The sequence below is a fragment of the Dechloromonas sp. A34 genome, from assembly GCF_026261605.1.
In the GTDB taxonomy this organism is placed as follows: domain Bacteria; phylum Pseudomonadota; class Gammaproteobacteria; order Burkholderiales; family Rhodocyclaceae; genus Azonexus.
On the sequence record NZ_CP102486.1, the window covers coordinates 371,778 to 388,435 of the forward strand.

General features: G+C 63.9%; 8 protein-coding genes and 2 pseudogenes. 9 read left to right on the forward strand and 1 reads right to left on the reverse strand.

Annotated elements, in window-relative coordinates; all coding sequences use genetic code 11:
* Nucleotides 1-194 precede the first annotated feature (194 nt).
* From NQE15_RS01835 to NQE15_RS01845, 3 genes are all read left to right on the forward strand, one after another.
* Nucleotides 195-3,836, forward strand: a complete 3,642-nt coding sequence (locus tag NQE15_RS01835; RefSeq protein WP_265946005.1) for a DUF2339 domain-containing protein — start codon at nucleotides 195-197, stop codon at nucleotides 3,834-3,836.
* Nucleotides 3,833-5,245 carry a DUF3999 domain-containing protein gene (locus tag NQE15_RS01840; RefSeq protein ID WP_265946007.1) on the forward strand — a complete coding sequence of 471 codons (1,413 nt, stop codon included), beginning with the start codon at nucleotides 3,833-3,835 and terminating at the stop codon, nucleotides 5,243-5,245. Before NQE15_RS01835 ends, NQE15_RS01840 begins: the two co-directional genes overlap by 4 nt.
* 177 nt (nucleotides 5,246-5,422) lie before the next feature.
* Nucleotides 5,423-8,563 (forward strand): cache domain-containing protein, encoded by a 3,141-nt coding sequence (locus NQE15_RS01845; protein ID WP_265946009.1) that lies wholly within the window; start codon nucleotides 5,423-5,425, stop codon nucleotides 8,561-8,563.
* Between the two features lie 30 nt (nucleotides 8,564-8,593).
* Here the strand turns inward: NQE15_RS01845 and NQE15_RS01850 are convergent, their stop codons facing one another.
* A complete protein-coding gene (locus NQE15_RS01850; RefSeq protein ID WP_265946011.1) occupies nucleotides 8,594-9,268 on the reverse strand; it encodes a Crp/Fnr family transcriptional regulator in 675 nt (224 codons plus the stop codon).
* Between the two features lie 180 nt (nucleotides 9,269-9,448).
* Here NQE15_RS01850 and NQE15_RS01855 point away from each other — a divergent pair.
* From NQE15_RS01855 to NQE15_RS01885, 6 genes and pseudogenes are all read left to right on the forward strand, one after another.
* A pseudogene (locus NQE15_RS01855) lies at nucleotides 9,449-11,414 on the forward strand (AMP-dependent synthetase/ligase).
* 2 nt (nucleotides 11,415-11,416) lie between these two features.
* Nucleotides 11,417-12,199, forward strand: a complete 783-nt coding sequence (locus tag NQE15_RS01865) for an ABC transporter ATP-binding protein (protein ID WP_265946015.1) — start codon at nucleotides 11,417-11,419, stop codon at nucleotides 12,197-12,199.
* An 11-nt stretch (nucleotides 12,200-12,210) separates the two neighbouring features.
* A pseudogene (locus NQE15_RS01870) lies at nucleotides 12,211-13,124 on the forward strand (branched-chain amino acid ABC transporter permease).
* A gap of 105 nt (nucleotides 13,125-13,229) precedes the next feature.
* A complete protein-coding gene (locus NQE15_RS01875; protein WP_265946017.1) occupies nucleotides 13,230-14,306 on the forward strand; it encodes a branched-chain amino acid ABC transporter permease in 1,077 nt (358 codons plus the stop codon).
* 62 nt (nucleotides 14,307-14,368) lie between these two features.
* Entirely contained in the window at nucleotides 14,369-15,691 is a 1,323-nt protein-coding gene (locus tag NQE15_RS01880) for an ABC transporter substrate-binding protein (protein WP_265946019.1), read from the forward strand.
* 66 nt (nucleotides 15,692-15,757) lie between these two features.
* Nucleotides 15,758-16,588: an ABC transporter ATP-binding protein gene (locus NQE15_RS01885; protein ID WP_265946021.1), complete on the forward strand. Its 831-nt coding sequence runs from the start codon at nucleotides 15,758-15,760 to the stop codon at nucleotides 16,586-16,588.
* Nucleotides 16,589-16,658 lie beyond the last annotated feature (70 nt).

Below are 16,658 nucleotides of genomic sequence, written 5' to 3' on the forward strand. Positions count from 1 at the left end.
GTTTATTCAGTTCGACGGCGAGGCGATGACCCTCGCCGTTTTTCCATTGGGCTGCTCCGGCAAATGCCCACGTGCTAGCATGACGCCCGGAAAAATATCCGGCGACGCCAGGCAGGCGTCCGCCCGGCATAACGAATGGCCTGTTGCCCCGAACGCTCCGCTCGGCGGCCAGACAGGCGAAGTGAGGACATGCGATGTGGTTGGGCATCATCATCGGGTTGTTGCTGGGGGCCGCCTTCGATTCGTTTGCAGCGGCCATGTTGCTGGCGGCGATCGGGGGCGTCGTCGGCGTGATCGTCGCGCGCCGCCGGGCGCTGGCTGGCGACGCTAGTCAGCCAGTGGAGTTGCAGCACGATGTGCTGGAACTCCAGCTGCAGATGCAGCAGGCGATGCAGCGCATCGGACAGCTCGAAAAGTGCTTGCAGCAGCTCGCGACTGCCGAACCGGCCGTCGAGCCGCAGGCCAGTACGGCCTTCGTGGAGCCGACCGCGGCCGCAGCTGACGAGGAACTGCCTGAACTCCTGCTGCCCGATGAAGATGAACTGAGCCGCCAGGCCCTGACAGCGACGGCCGCCGATGCCGTGCCGGCGTCCGCCATCGAAACCCTAGAACCCGGCCCGAGCCCGGTTCAGCCGCCGGAAGTGGCGGCGCACGCCGAAACGGCTGGAGCCCGAGTTGCCGCCTCGCACCCGGCCGCGGAGACTTTCGCCTACCGCAGCGTCGAGCTGGAAATGCCGGCCACACCGTCGTGGCTGTCCGAGTTCGTCGCCCGCTGGATAACCGGCGGCAATCCCATCGTCAAGGTCGGGGTTCTGATCCTCTTCCTGGGCCTGGCCTTCCTGCTCCGCTACGTCGCCGAGAACACCGTCGTCCCGATCGAACTGCGCTATGCCGGAGTGGCGGCCGGCGCGGTCGGCCTGCTGCTCTTCGGCTGGCGCTGGCGCGAGCGGCCGGACAACTACGGCCTGATCCTGCAGGGGGCGGGCATCGGCGTCCTCTATCTGACGACGCTGGCCGGCATGAAACTGCATCCGCTGATTCCGGCCGGGCTCGGGTTCGCCATCCTGATCGCCGTCGCTGCCTGTGCCGCGTTGCTCGCCATCCTCCAGGATGCCCTGGCCTTGGCCGTGGTCGCCGCCCTCGGCGGTTTCGCCGCGCCGGTCCTGGCCTCGACCGGCAGCCAGAACCATCTCGCCCTGTTCGGCTACCTGACGGTGCTCAACCTCGGCATCGTCGCCATCGCCTGGTTCAAGGCCTGGCGCCTGCTCAACCTGGTCGGCTTCGGGTGCACCCTGTTCCTGGCCACGGCCTGGGGCGACAAGTACTACCAGCCGGCCCTGTTCAAGCTGGCCGAGCCCTTCCTGCTGCTCTTCTTCGTGCTCTACGTGCTGATCGCCTTCTTCTTCGCCCGGCGCACGCTGGCCGATGCCGACCTGCCGGCCGGCGACTCGTTCGCCGACCATGTCCGGCAGGCGGCGCCGCAGGTCAGCTACGTCGACGCCTCGCTGGTCTTCGGCGTGCCGCTCGCCACCTTCGGTCTGCAATACCTGCTGGTACGCAGCTTCGAGAACGGCCCGGCCTACAGCGCGCTGGGCTGCGGGCTGCTCTACATCTTCCTGGCGACGGCGCTGTTCCGGCAGAGCGGCCGGCGCTATGCCCTGCTCAGCGAGACGATGCTGGCGCTGGCCGTCATTTTCGGCAGCCTGGCGATTCCGCTCGGACTCGACGGTGAATGGACCTCCGCCGCCTGGGCGGTCGAGGCGGCCGGCGTTTATTGGGTTGGCGTGCGCCAGCAACGGGTCCATGCCCGGCTGTTCGCACTGCTCCTGATGTTCGGTTCGGCGGTGTTCTTCGCCCTCGAACTGCGCCCGGGCGGGGAGGCCAGCGTCATCGACGGCTCCTGGCTGGGCGGTCTGATGCTGGCGGCGGCGTTCTGGTGGGTCTATCGCCTGCTGCGCCTGGCACCGGCCGGCGGCCTGCATGCCTTCGAGCCCCGCTTGTGCCCCTGGCTGATCGCCGGCGGCTGCTTTTTCGTCGCCTTGCTGCCCTTCCTGTGGTGGCGTCTGAACTGGGCGAGTACCGCGCTGGCCTTGCTCGGCACGCTGGCGGTGTTCGCCGCCCGGCGACTCGCCGAGCGGACCTTGCTGGCCTGGGGTGGCGCCGGTCAGTTGGTCGCCGGCGCCCTCTATCTGACGACCTTGCATCGTGCCGATAGCGGCGTCGCGCTGGCCGACGGCTGGCATGGGCTGGTCGCCGTCGGCCTGATCGGCCTCGCCCTGCTTGCTGCGGCCTGGTCCAGCCTGCGCCAGTCGGACTCGGCGGCTGGCGAAGCCGAGGCCGGCGATGAGGAAAACCCGCTGCTTGTGCCGGTCCTGCTCGGTGGCCTGCTCTTCATCAACCTGGCGCCGCTGTTCGTGCTGCCCTGGCGGCTGGCGGCGCTGGTCTGGCCGCTGACCGGGATCGCCACGCTGTGGTGGGCAATCCGCCGCCGGCAGCCGGCGGCCCTGGCATTCGCCCTCGGCCTGCAACTGGTGGCCGGCGCCATCGCCCTCGGCAGTCGCCTGGCCTGGTTCGACGCCGTGCCCGGTCTGGCCGAGGCCCGCCCCTTCCTGCACAGCGGCTTCTGGAGCCCGCTGCTGATCGGCCTCGCCGCCTTCGTCGCCGCCCGCCTGTTGCAGCGGCGGGATGACGAGCCGTCGGCGCTCGCCCTCGGCTGGGCCGCCCTGGTCTGGGGTGCAGGCTGGTGGGGCTTTGCCTGGGCGGCCGAGTGCGACCGCGTGCTGGTCGCGGCGACGGCCGTGCCCGCCCTGCTCGCGGTGACGCTGCTCACTGCCGGATTGTGGCGGACGCTGGCCTTGCGCCTCGCGTGGCGGCAACTGGGCCAGGCGACCCTCGCCTACCTGCCGCTGCTGGCCCTGCTGCTCGGCGCCCAAGCGGCTTCCGGCAGCGAACATCCGCTGGCCGGCTGGGGGGCGTTGGTCTGGCCGCTGGCGCTCGCCATGCATGTCCGCCTGCTGCGCGATCAGCCGGCCTGGTTGGGGGCGCTCCTCCAGCAGGCGGCGCACATCGCCGGCGTCTGGCTGTTCCTGGTCGTTGCCGGCCACGAAGTGCATTGGCATCTGGCCGGCTGGGGCGGGCCCGACAGCGCCTGGGCCATGCTCGGCTGGTTGCTGGCGCCGCTCGCCTACCTCTGGGCCCTGAGCAGCGAGCGCCTGGGTGAGCGCTGGCCGCTGGCCGAATTCCGCGCCGCCTATGCCGTCGCCGCCGCCTTGCCGGTGGCGGCTTTCCTGCTCGGCTGGACCTGGCTGAGCACCTTGCTCGGTGACGGCGCGGCGCCGCTGCCCTATCTGCCGCTGCTCAATCCGCTGGAGATCGGGCAGTTCGCCGTGCTGCTCGGGATTGCGTTGTGGTGGCGTGGGCTGACCGAGCACAGCGTTTTCCGCGCGAGCGGCCCGCTCCTGTTGGCGGTCCTCGGTTTGACCGCTTTCGCGGTGATCAGCAGCCTGGTCCTGCGCACCTGCCACCAGTGGGGCGGCGTGCCCTGGCAGGCGTCCGCCCTGCTCGACTCGATGCTCGCCCAGTCCGCACTGTCGATCATCTGGAGCGTGATCGCCATCGGCCTGATGCTCTTCGCCAACCGTAATGGCTTGCGCTGGATCTGGATCGTCGGCGCGGCGCTGGTCGCCGTCGTCGTCGGCAAGCTGTTCCTGGTCGAACTGGCGGCGAGCGGCAGTCTCGAGCGCATCGTCTCCTTCATCGTGGTCGGTCTGCTGCTGTTGCTGGTCGGCTACTTCGCCCCCTTGCCACCCCGACCAACCGTCAGCGAGGCGCCATGAAAACTTCGCTTGCCCTGATCCTTGCCACCCTGCTAATCGCTCCGGTCGCAGCCGAGACGCCGCCGCGGCCGGAGCACTTTGCCCACCACGCCACAATCAGCGTCAGCGATGGCGGACCCTTCCACCAGCTGGCCCTGCCGCTGGTCGTCTATCAGGGCGCCAGCGATGCCGAACTGGCAGATCTGAGGGTCTTCAACGGTCAGGGCGAGGCCTTGCCCTATGCCTTGCTGCGCGCCCAGGCGCAGGCCGAGTCGCAACGGCGCGAATTGGCCGTGCCGTTCTTTCCGTTGCTGGTGCCGGGTCCGGGAGCCGCGGGCGAGCGCGATCTGGCGGTGACCGTCCGCCAGGGAGCAGACGGCACACTGATCGCGGTGCGCCAATCGCCGGCAGCGCCGAAATCCGCCGCCATCGTTCGCGGCGTGGTGGTCGATGGCAGCCAGCTCAAGGGCAGTATCCGTTCGCTGCGTCTGCTCACCGAGGCCAGCCCGACAGCATTTCACCGTTACACGGTCGAAAGCAGTAGCGATCTGCAAAACTGGCGTCTGCTCAAGCGCGATGCCCAGCTGGTTCGCCTGGAGCATCAGGGACACCGGGTGGAGAACGATGGCGTCGAATGGGACAGCGCGGCCGACCGTTATTTGCGGCTGCTCTGGGCCGACCCGCAACGGGCGCCGGCGATCCGCTCGGTTCGGCTGGCTGCGGTCGAGACCAGTTTCAAGCCGCCGCTTCGCCTCTGGTCGCCGGAAATGGCACCGACCGCGATCCAGGGCGGCAGCTACGACTATGCCTGGACTGGGCAGCTGCCGCTCGATCGGTTGCGGATCAACCTGCCGCAGGTCAACACGTTGGCCCCTCTGGTCATCCAGCGCCAGACCAGCCGGCATCGCCACCGCGATCGGCCACGCTGGGATACGCTGGCCCAGGCGGTGGCCTATCGCCTGCAAACTCCCCAGGGGGAGGTCCGCTCGGCCGATATCACCCTGCATGCGGCGGTAGAGAATCGCCTGCGTCTGGCCATCGATGCCCGGGGCGGGGCGATCGGCAGCCTGCCGCCGACCGTGCAGATCGGCTTCGTGCCGCACCTGCTGGTCTTTTTGGCGCGTGGCGAGGGGCCCTTCGTTCTTGCCTGGGGGGCCGGCGATCTCGGCCGCGCCGACCTGCCGATCGCAACCCTGTTGCCCGGCTACGATGCCGCGGTTGCCCTGAACGCGACGCCGGCCAGTCTGGCATCGCCGGGCAAGGCCAACGGCCAGCCGGTGGCGGCAGCCGGTGACGGCGGGGAGGATGCGCCAGTTGTGCCCGCCCGCTGGATTCTGTGGGCAGTTCTGCTGACAGGGCTATTGGTCCTCGCCGCCATGGCGCGCGCGCTGACCCGGCAATTGCGTCCGGATCCCGAAGTGAAGCCTTGATCCGCTCCTGAAGGCGCCTGTTCGGACGCGCAACCGCCATTCCATCAGGGTATTTGCGGGTGGGCACCCGGATTTTTGGGGTGCCGAGGCTAGAATGGGGGAAATCAGCCGATTTCCAGAAAGAATCAAATAGCCGTACGCCTGACCGCCGACGAAAAAACCGTTCCGCGCATTCACTTGATCGGTACGCTGGCGGTCGTCCTGTTTCTGACCTTGGGTCTGGCCGCCTTTTTTTCCTGGCAGAACCTCAATGAACGGCGTGCCTCGATCGCCCGCCTCGAACACGCTGGCCAGGAGCTGATTGAAACCCGCCTGAAGACCGAAATGCAGAGCGCGGTGAGCTTCATCGAGTTCTCCCGCCAGCGCACCGAGGATGTCCTGCGCACCAGCATCAGCGAGCAGGTCGATATCGCCATGCAGGTCGCCCAGGGTATCTACGACCGCGAGTCGCCGCGCCGGCCGGCCGCCGACGTCAAGCGCCTGATCATCGAAGCGCTGCGTCCGGTCCGTTTCTACGAAGGGCGGGGCTACTATTTCATCGACGACATGGCGGGCCAGTTCATCCTGTTGCCGACGGCGCCCCAGTTCGAAGGCAAGACGGTTCCCGACAACCGTGACGATACTGGCCACTACATCATGCGCGGCCTGATCGAGGCGGCGGGCAAACCCCGTGGCGAAGGCTTCTCGCGCTATCGCTGGTACAAGCCCGACGATCCGCAGCGGATGGCCGACAAACTCGCCTATGTTCGCCACTTCGCCCCCTACGACTGGCTGATCGGGACCGGTGACTACACCTACAAATGGGAGGCCGCCCAGCAGAAAGAGGTGATCGCCCGCCTGCGCGTGCTGCGTTTCGGCCGTAGCGGCTACATCAGCATCATCGACCGCGACGGGCGGGGCGTACTGTCGCCGTCCAATCCCGCGCTCGAAGGCATGCTGTTGAACGAGATGCCGGCCGATGAGCGGGCTGCGGCCGAGAAGCTCTATCGCCTGGGCAGCGCCAAGGGCAGCTTCGTTCGCTACGACTGGCCCGATGCGACGACCGGAAAAATACAGTCGAAGACGGCGCTGGTCCAGGTTTTCGAGCCCTGGGGCTGGGTGCTGATTGCCGCCATGGTCGACGATGAACTGCAGGCCATCATCGCTGACGAGCTTTCCGTTCATCTGGTCGACGGTTCGGCGCTACCCGGCAACGTCTTGCTGGTCACGCTCGGCGCGCTGCTCTTCGGCCTACTGGCCTCGTTCGCCTTCTCGCGCTGGTCGAATGGGCTGTTCGCCGCCTACTACGAGCAGAACCGGGCTCAGGAACTGGCGTTGCGCAGTCAGGCCGATGAGCTGAAGACGCTGTCGCGGGCGATCGAGCAAAGTCCGGCCTCGATCGTGATCACTGATATCGATGGCAGCATCCGTTACGTGAACCCGAAATTCGAGCAGGTGACGGGTTACACCAGCAGCGAAGTGCTGGGCCGCAATTCGCGCATCCTGAGTTCCGGCGACAAGTCGCAGGAGGAGTACCAGGCGCTCTGGCAGACCATCACCTCCGGCGCCACCTGGCACGGCGAGTTTCTGAACCGGCGCAAGGACGGCATCCTGTTTTGGGAGCGGGCCTCGATATCACCGATCGTCGACGAACAGGGCCAGGTGCTGCATTTTCTAGCCGTCAAGGAAGACATCACCGCCCGCCGGCGCGCCGAGCTGGCGCTTCAGGAGAGCGAAGACAAGCTGGCGATCATTCTCGACAGCGTCGATGCCTTCATTTACATCAAGGGCACCGACTATCGCTATCGCTATGCCAACCGTCGGGTCTGCGAGTTGTTCGGGCGTCCGATGGAAGGCATCGTCGGCCATCACGACGCCGAATTCTTCGATCCGGCGACGGCCGCCAACCTGCGCGCCAACGATAGCCGGGTCATCGAACGCGGCGAGCGGGTGGTCGAGGAGGAGGTGAATACCACCGCCGACGGCCGCATCACCAGCGCCTTCCTGTCGATCAAGATCCCGCTGCGCGAGGGCGACGGCACGATCTACGCGCTGTGCGGCATTTCAACCGACATCACGATTCGCAAGAAGGCAGAAGCCGAACTCGAACAATACCGGCATCATCTCGAAGCCCTGGTCGAATCGCGGACCTCGGAACTGGCCGAAGCCAAGGATGCCGCCGAGGCTGCCAGTCGTGCCAAAAGCACTTTCCTGGCCAACATGAGCCACGAAATCCGGACCCCGATGAATGCCATCATCGGCCTCTCCCACTTGTTGCAAAACGAGGTGCGCGATCCCGGCGTCCTCGACCGCCTAGGCAAGATCGCTAGTTCGGCTCAGCACCTGCTGCGCGTCATCAACGACATTCTCGATCTCTCGAAGATCGAGGCTGGCCGCATGGTGCTCGCGCTGACCGACTTCGCACCGCGCGAAGTGGTGGCGCAAGTCCTGGCCATGCTCGAGCAGCAGGCGGCAGCCAAGGGTCTGCAACTGCAGAGCCTCGTCGCCTCCGCCGTTCCTCCCCACCTGCGGGGTGACCCGGTGCGCGTGCAGCAGGCGCTACTCAACTTTGTCGGCAACGCCATCAAGTTCTCGGACAGCGGGCGGATCGTCATCCGCCTCGGTGCCGATGACATCGAAAACACTCGGGTGATGTTGCGCCTCGAAGTCGAGGACCAGGGCATCGGCATGACCCCGGAGCAGCAGGGCCGGCTGTTCGAGGCCTTTTCCCAGGTCGACGAGTCGATGACCCGCAAGCACGGCGGGACCGGCCTCGGGCTGGCCATCAACCGTCATCTGGCGCACATGATGGGCGGCGAGATCGGCGTCAGCAGCCGGGTCGGGGAGGGCAGCACTTTCTGGATGACGATGCGTCTGGAACCGGCGGTGGCGGCGTCGCCAGTGGCCGATGCCGGCGCCGCGCCGGTGGCGCCCGAGGAACTGATCGCCCGCCGCTACGGTGGCCGGCGCATCCTGCTGGTCGAGGACGAACCGATCAATCAGGAAGTGGCCAGCGAATTGCTGAGCATCGCCGGCCTGATTCCCGACCTCGCCTGCAATGGGGCCGAGGCCGTCGAGCGGGTGCAGACCAACGACTACGCGCTGGTCCTGATGGATATCCAGATGCCGGTGATGAACGGCATCGAGGCGACGCGTGCCATCCGCGCCTTGCCTGGTTGCGGGCAACTGCCGATTCTGGCGATGACCGCCAATGCCTTCGACGAAGACCGACAGGCCTGTCTGGATGCTGGCATGAACGACCATGTCGGCAAGCCGGTCGATCCCGATGTGCTCTACAACGCCTTGCTGCGCTGGCTGGAGCGTTCGGCGGCGGACTGATGGCCCCGCCGTCCGGTGCTGCCGGGGCGATCAGTCGCCGAAGCGGCGCAGGCCTTCGAGGTCAAGGACGTTGATGCCGCCATACTCGTTGCGCACCAGCCCGGCATCCTCCAGCACCTTGAGCGCCTGATTGGCGCGCTGCCGGGAAACGCCGGCCAGATAGCCGAGTTCTTCCTGTGAAATTTGCAGCAGCCGATTGGTCCCCGGGTAGAGCACCGGGTTGAACAGCGCGGCTAGGCCGCGCGCGATCCTGGCATCGGTGTCGAGCATGCGCTCGTTTTCGATCATCCCGATGAACTGGCCGAGGCGTTCGTTCAACTGCGCGATCAGGTAGCGGTTGAACGGGATGCTGTGGTCCATCAACCAGTTGAAGGTGCTGCGGTTCATGAAGGCGACGCGGGTTTCGCGCAGGGCCATGACGTCGTAGCGGCGCGGCTCCTTTTTGAGCAGCGAGCCTTCGCCGATCCAGGCGCCGCTGCTGATGCCGGTCAGCGAGGTGGTCTTGCCGGTGGTCCAGTGGCTGGCCATCTTGCCCAGGCCGTCGATGATCCCCATCCAGTAATCGACCGGCTCGCCCTTCATGCAGATGAAGGCGCCGGCGGCAAAGCTGCGTTCGCTGGTGCCGGCCAGCGCCTTGAGCATTTCCTCTTCGGTCAGCGATTGGCCCCACAGGGAAGCTCGCAACAATTCTTCGGCGTTTTTCAATTTATTTCCTGGATTGTCTGCCGGGTGACAATTATAAGCCCGGGCCGTGCCTACACTGAGGCGCTACTATCTGTGTCGCTGTGACGTACTGCAAGGTTTGTGTAAGCCTGTAACGCCCACAATGATTCAAACGAACGTTAGACCGTGTATCCAAAAGCGCGGCAACGAGGAGACTAAAGAATGCCCACGCAGGCAAATTTCGCTTCGCTGGACGGTTTGCATACCTTCCCGCGGCTATTGTTTCATCACGCCAAGATGCGTCCCGATGCGCCGGCCATGCGCGAGAAGTATCTCGGCATCTGGCAGACCTGGACCTGGTCCGACGTCGCCGAGCGCGTCCGCGCCCTGGCCTGTGGCCTCGCTGCGCTCGGCTTCAAGCGCGGCGACAACCTGGCGATCATCGGCGACAACCGCCCCCACCTCTACATGATGATGACCGCAGCCCAGTGCCTGGGCGGGGTGCCGGTGCCGCTCTACCAGGACGCGGTGGCTACCGAAATGCTGTTCGTGCTGCAGGATGCCGGCGTCCGCTTCGTTGTCGTCGAGGACCAGGAACAGGTCGACAAGATGCTTGAGATCAAGGATCAGGTCCCCACGCTCGAACACATCGTCTACGACGACCCGCGCGGCATGCGCCACTACACCCAGACTTTCCTGCACGACATTCACGAGCTCATGGAAATGGGGCGGATCCACGACCGCAACCACACGACCTTCCTCAATGCCGAGGTCGAGCACGGACATTTCGACGATATTTCGGTGATGCTCTACACCTCGGGCACGACCGGCAAGCCGAAGGGCGTCTGCCAGACCCATTCCGCCTTCATCGCGGCGGCCCAGGGCGGGGTGCAGGTCGACAACCTCGGTCCCGATGGCGACATCCTGTCCTACCTGCCCATGGCCTGGGTCGGCGATCACCTGTTCTCCTATGCCCAGGCGCTGGTCGCCGGCTTCACCATCAACTGCCCGGAGTCCGGCGATACGGTGATGACCGACCTGCGTGAAATCGGCCCGACCTGCTATTTCGCGCCGCCGCGCGTTTTCGAAAGCCTGCTGACCTCGGTGATGATCCGCATGGAAGATGCCGGCAAGTTCAAGCAGGCGATGTTTCATCACTTCATGGCGGTGGCCAAGCGTTGTGGCTCGGACATTCTCGATGGCAAGTCCGTTTCCCTCGGCGACCGCCTGCAATACTGGCTCGGCAACATTCTGGTCTTCGCCCCGTTGCGCAATGTGCTTGGTATGAGCCGTATCCGTGTCGCCTACACGGCCGGCGCGGCGATCGGTCCGGAGCTGTTCCGCTTCTACCGCTCGATGGGCATCAACCTCAAGCAGTTCTACGGCCAGACCGAAACCTGTGCCTACGTTTGCCTGCAGCCGGACGGCGCGATCAAGTTCGACTCGGTCGGCCAGCCGGCCCGGGTGTCGAGATCAGAATTGCCGACAACGGCGAGGTGCTGGTCAAGGGGCCGATGCTGCTCAAGGAATACTACAAGCGCCCGGACGCCACGGCGGAGTCGATCAATGCCGATGGCTACTTCATGACCGGCGACGCCGGCTTCCTCGACGAGGACGGCCACCTGAAAATCATCGACCGCGCCAAGGACGTAGGCAAGTTGTCGAACGGCGCGATGTTCGCCCCAACTACATCGAGAACAAGCTGAAGTTCTTCCAGCACATCAAGGAAGTCGTCTGTTTCGGCCACGACCGCGACATGGTCTGCGCCTTCGTCAATATCGACGTCGGGGCTGTCGGCAACTGGGCCGAGCGCCGCGGCATCGCCTACTCGGGCTATGCCGATCTGGCCGGCAAGCCGGAAGTGCTGGAACTGATCCGAGAGTGCGTCGAGCAGATCAATGCCGACCTCGTGCACGACACGATGGTCGCCGATTCGCAGATCCACCGCTTCCTGGTCCTGCACAAGGAACTCGATCCCGATGACGACGAACTGACCCGGACCCGCAAGGTCCGTCGCAACTTCGTCGCCGAGAAGTACAAGGTGCTGATCGATGCCCTGTATTCCGGCAAGGCCAACCAGTTCATCGAAACCGAGGTCAAGTTCGAGGATGGCCGGCGCGGCAAGGTCTCGGCCGACCTCAAGATCGTCGATGCCAAGACCTTTCCGATCGTGAAAAAGGCTGCCTGAACATGTCCAAGAAAATAGGCGAAGTCATTCTCGACCTGCAGAACATTTCCCTGCGCTTCGGCGGCGTCAAGGCGCTGACCGACATTTCCTTCAACGTCCGCGAGCATGAAATCCGCGCCATCATCGGCCCCAACGGCGCTGGCAAGAGTTCGATGCTCAACGTCATCAACGGCGTCTATCACCCGCAGGACGGCAAGATTTTCTGGCACGGCCAGGAGCGCAAGAAGATGGAGCCGCACATGGCGGCCCGCCAGCACATTGCCCGCACCTTCCAGAACATCGCGCTGTTCAAGGGCATGAGCGTGCTCGACAACATCATGACCGGCCGCATCACCAAGATGAAGTCCAACTTCATCGAGCATGCGCTGTGGTTCGGTCGCGCCCGGAAGGAAGAGCTGGAGCATCGCAAGAAGGTGGAGGAGGTCATCGACTTCCTCGAAATCCAGCACATTCGCAAGACCCCGGTCGGGCGCCTGCCCTACGGCTTGCAAAAGCGGGTCGAACTGGCCCGCGCGCTGGCCGCCGAGCCCTCGATGCTGCTCCTCGACGAGCCGATGGCTGGCATGAACGTCGAGGAAAAGCAGGACATGTGCCGTTTCATCCTCGATGTGAACGACCAGTTCGGAACCACCATCGTGCTCATCGAGCACGACATGGGCGTGGTCATGGATATCTCCGATCGCGTCGTGGTGCTCGATTACGGCAAGAAGATCGGCGACGGCGTGCCCGACGAAGTCAAGAACAACGAGGACGTCATCAAGGCGTACCTCGGTGCTGGCCACTAGGAGGCGGCGACATGAATTTTTTCCTTGAAGTGCTGATCGGTGGTCTGCTTTCCGGCGTCATGTATGCGCTGGTGGCCCTCGGTTTCGTGATGATCTACAAGGCCTCGGGAGTGTTCAACTTCGCCCAGGGCGCGATGGTCTATCTGGCTGCGCTGTCGGTCGTCGGCTGTATCGAGAAGGGGGCGCCGCTGTGGCTGGCGATCATACTGGCGTTTGCGATCATGACCCTATTCGGCATCGCGACCGAGAAGTTCGTGCTTCGGAAGCTGGTCAACCAGCCGCCGATCGCCCTGTTCATGGCGACCATCGGTCTGGCCTTCTTCATCGAAGGTCTGGCCCCGATGATTTTCGGCAGCGACCCGCGGGCGCTCGAACTGGGCATCGTCGATGAGCCAATTCCCTGGATCATGGACAACTGGAACATGGTGATTTCGAAGTTCGATCTGGTCGCCGCCGGTGTCGCCGCGGTCCTGGTTGCGACGCTCGCCCTGTTCTTCCAGTACACCCGGATCGGCCGGGCTCTGCGGGCGGTGGCCGACGATCACCAGGCCGCCTTGTCGATCGGCATTCCGCTACAGCACATCTGGGCCATCGTCTGGGCGTCGCCGGGTTTGTCGCCCTGGTCGCCGGCATGATGTGGGGGGCTCGCAACGGCGTACAGTTTGCGCTCACTTTCACGGCGCTCAAGGCACTGCCTGTGCTGATCCTCGGCGGCTTCACCTCGGTGCCGGGTGCCATCGTCGGCGGCCTGATCATCGGCGCCTCCGAAAAACTGGCCGAAATCTACATTCCGCCGGTCATGCAGGATCTGTTCGGCGGCAACTTTGGCGGCATCGAGGGCTGGTTCCCTTACGTGCTGGCTCTCCTGTTCTTGCTCGTCAGGCCCGAAGGGCTGTTTGGCGAAAAACATATTGATCGAGTTTAGGAGATCAATATGTTTTCAGTGGAGGCTCACATGAGCGTAGCGAATGTTAAGCGCAGCGGCCGTAGCAAAAGCACATCGACCGCGTGTAAGAGGGGATAGAACAACATGCTTTACCGTGAAGCCGGTCAATTCAAGACCACCTACGCCGCCGACCAGCAAATTTTCCCGATCCGCCAGGACCGGATCGGGGTCATCGCCCTGCTCGTCGTCGCTTTCATCGGCGTGCCGCTCTTTGCCAGCGAATACTGGTTCTCGGCCATCCTGATTCCCTTCCTGATCTTCGCCCTGGCCGCCCTCGGGCTGAACGTCCTGACCGGCTATGCCGGCCAGCTCTCGCTCGGCTCGGCGGCCTTCATGGCAGTTGGTGCCTACGCGGCCTACAACTTCCAATTGCGCATCGAAGGCATCCCGATTCTGCTCTCCTTCATCCTGGCCGGCCTGACCGCAGCCGGCGTCGGGATACTGTTCGGCTTGCCCTCATTGCGCATCAAGGGCTTCTACCTGGCGGTAGCGACCCTGGCGGCACAGTTCTTCATCGTCTGGTGCCTGACCAAGTTCCCCTGGCTGTCGAACAACTCGTCGTCCGGCGTAATTTCGACGCAGAAGCTGATCATCTTCGGCCACGAGCTGACGACTCCGGTCGAGAAATACCTGCTCGTGCTCTCCATCGTCGTCGTCATGGCGCTGGCCGCCAAGAACATGGTGCGCTCGTCGACCGGCCGGGCCTGGATGGCGGTGCGCGACATGGACGTGGCGGCATCCGTGATCGGTATCCGCCTGATGCCGACCAAGCTGCTCGCCTTTGCCGTCAGTTCGTTCTACTGCGGCGTGGCTGGCGCGATGTACGCCTTCTGCTACCTGGGCTCGGTTGAGCCGGACGGCTTCTCGCTCGAGATGTCGTTCAAGATCCTGTTCATGATCATCATCGGCGGGGTCGGCTCGATCATGGGCAGCTTCCTCGGCGCTGCCTTCATCCTGCTGCTGCCCATCTTTCTCGATGTGGCCCTGCCCTTCTTCGCCGACCTGTTCGGTTTGCCCTTTGCCAGCGCAACCGTATCGCACATCCAGATTACGGTGTTCGGTGCGCTGATCATGTTCTTCCTGATCGTCGAGCCGCACGGCCTGGCCCGGTTGTGGCAAATCGCCAAGGAGAAGTTGCGTCTGTGGCCGTTCCCGCACTAGGAATGACTGTGGTTGAAGCGGCGGGCCCGCCGCTTATTTGTAATAACTGGAGGAGACATTACATGATTAAAAATTTCAAACCTGCCCTTGCCGCCGCTGCGGTTTCCCTGGCCATGCTGTCGCAAACCGCGATGGCTGCCGAAGAGCAGTTCTTTCCGCTGATCGACTATCGGGTCGGCCCCTATGGCTCGAATGGCCAGGCCTTCTACGGTGGCTTCATCGACTATTTGAACTACGTCAATATGAAAGACAAAGGGGTCAATGGCGTCCAGATGACCTATGAAGAGTGCGAAACGGAATACAACAACGCCAAGGGCGTCGAGTGTTACGAGCGCCTCAAGGCCAAGGCCAAGGTCTCTTCCGGCCCGATCCACACGATGTCTACCGGCATTTCCTACGCCCTGGTCGACAAGGCGGCCCAGGACAAGCTGCCACTCGCCATGATGGGTTATGGCCGGACCGATGCGGTGGACGGCTCGGTCTTCCCCTACGCCTTCCCGCTGGTCACCACCTACCAGATGCAGGCCTCGGCCATCGTCAAGTTCATCAAGGACAAGAATGGCGGCAACCTGGCCGGAAAGAAGATCGTCTATCTCTATCACGACTCCGCCTATGGCAAGGAAGCCATCATCGCGATGGAAGCCGAGGCATCACTGAACAAGTTCTCGCTGGTCCAGATTCCGGTGGCGCACCCAGGCAACGAACAGGGCGCACAGTGGCTGAAGATCCGCCAGGAAAAGCCGGATTTTGTGGTCTTCTGGGGTTGGGGCGTGATGAACCAGACCGCATTGAAGGCAGCCCAGAAGGTCGGCTTCCCGCGTGACAAGATGATCGGCTCGTGGTGGACTGGTTCCGAGGAAGATGTCGTGCCGGCCGGTGATGCTGCCAAGGGTTACATGGCCGCGACCTGGAACGTTTCCGGCAAGCAGGTCCCGGTGATCGCCGACATCGAGAAAGTGGTCTACGGCGCCGGTAAGGGCAACCTGCAGGACAAGGCCAAGATCGGCACCATCCTTTACAACCGCGGTGTTTCCGCCGCCGTGCTGTCGGTCGAAGCGATCCGCAAGGCGCAGGAAAAATATGGCAAGGGCAAGTCGATGTCCGGCGAGCAGGTACGTTGGGCCTTGGAAAACCTGAACATTACCGATGCCCGCCTGAAGACGCTGGGTGCCACCGACCTGTTGCCGGAAATCAAAACTTCCTGCGACAACCATGAAGGCTCGGGCAAGGTGAAGATCCAGCAGTGGGATGGTGCCAAGTGGGTGCCGGTCTCTGGTTGGATCGAGGGCAACAAGGCGCTGATCCACCCCTTGTTCCAGGCGTCCGCCAAGCAGTACGCCAAGGAAAAGGGCATCACGCCGCGTGATTGCTCCAAGGAAAAATAAGGCGAGAGAGGAAGGGAGCGTGGTTTTTCCTCGCTTCCTTCCGGTTTTCACGCTTCGGGAACAGCTATGAGTACACAAACTGCCGCAACAGCCGCCGACCACTACCTGGCCATCAACAACATCGAGGTCATTTACGACCACGTGATCCTGGTGCTCAAGGGTGTTTCGCTGCATGTCCCCAAGGGGAAGATCGTCGCTCTGCTCGGCGCCAATGGCGCCGGCAAGTCGACGACATTGAAAGCAATTTCGAACCTGCTGCGCGCCGAGCGGGGCGATGTCACCAAAGGCTCGGTCGAATACAAGGGCGATCGCATCGACCAGCTGACGCCCAACGAACTGGTCAAGCGCGGGGTCATCCAGGTCATGGAGGGGCGCCATTGTTTCGGCCATCTGACGATCGAGGAGAACCTGCTGACCGGTGCCTACACGCGCAGCATTTCGCGTAGCGAGTTGAAGGATAGTCTGGAAAAGGTTTATCACTATTTTCCGCGCCTCAAGACGCGGCGCACCTCGCAGGCCGGCTACACCTCCGGCGGCGAGCAGCAGATGTGCGCCATCGGCCGGGCGCTGATGGCCAAGCCGGAAATGATCCTGCTCGACGAACCGTCGATGGGCCTGGCGCCGCAGATCGTCGAGGAAATCTTCGAGATCGTGAAGGACCTGAATTCGCGCGAAAACGTCAGCTTTTTGCTGGCCGAGCAGAACACCATGGTCGCGCTGCGCTATGCCGATTTCGGCTACATCCTGGAAAACGGCCGGGTCGTGATGGAAGGCGATGCCGAAGACCTGCGGACGAATGAGGACGTCAAGGAGTTCTACCTTGGCCTCTCCTCGGCCGGGCGCAAATCCTTCAAAGACGTAAAGCACTACCGCCGCCGCAAACGCTGGCTCTCGTAGCGGCAGTGCGCTGCTCATGGCGGCGTTGTCGGTCGGCTTGTTTGCAGGAGCAAACGGCGCCGGCCTCCGC

Coding starts and splice junctions, on each gene's coding strand:
- NQE15_RS01875 (WP_265946017.1), top strand. CDS start 13,230: ATGCTTTACCGTGAAGCCGGTCAATTCAAGACCACCTACGCCGCCGAC.
- NQE15_RS01865 (WP_265946015.1), top strand. CDS start 11,417: ATGTCCAAGAAAATAGGCGAAGTCATTCTCGACCTGCAGAACATTTCC.
- NQE15_RS01885 (WP_265946021.1), top strand. CDS start 15,758: ATGAGTACACAAACTGCCGCAACAGCCGCCGACCACTACCTGGCCATC.
- NQE15_RS01880 (WP_265946019.1), top strand. CDS start 14,369: ATGATTAAAAATTTCAAACCTGCCCTTGCCGCCGCTGCGGTTTCCCTG.
- NQE15_RS01835 (WP_265946005.1), top strand. CDS start 195: ATGTGGTTGGGCATCATCATCGGGTTGTTGCTGGGGGCCGCCTTCGAT.
- NQE15_RS01840 (WP_265946007.1), top strand. CDS start 3,833: ATGAAAACTTCGCTTGCCCTGATCCTTGCCACCCTGCTAATCGCTCCG.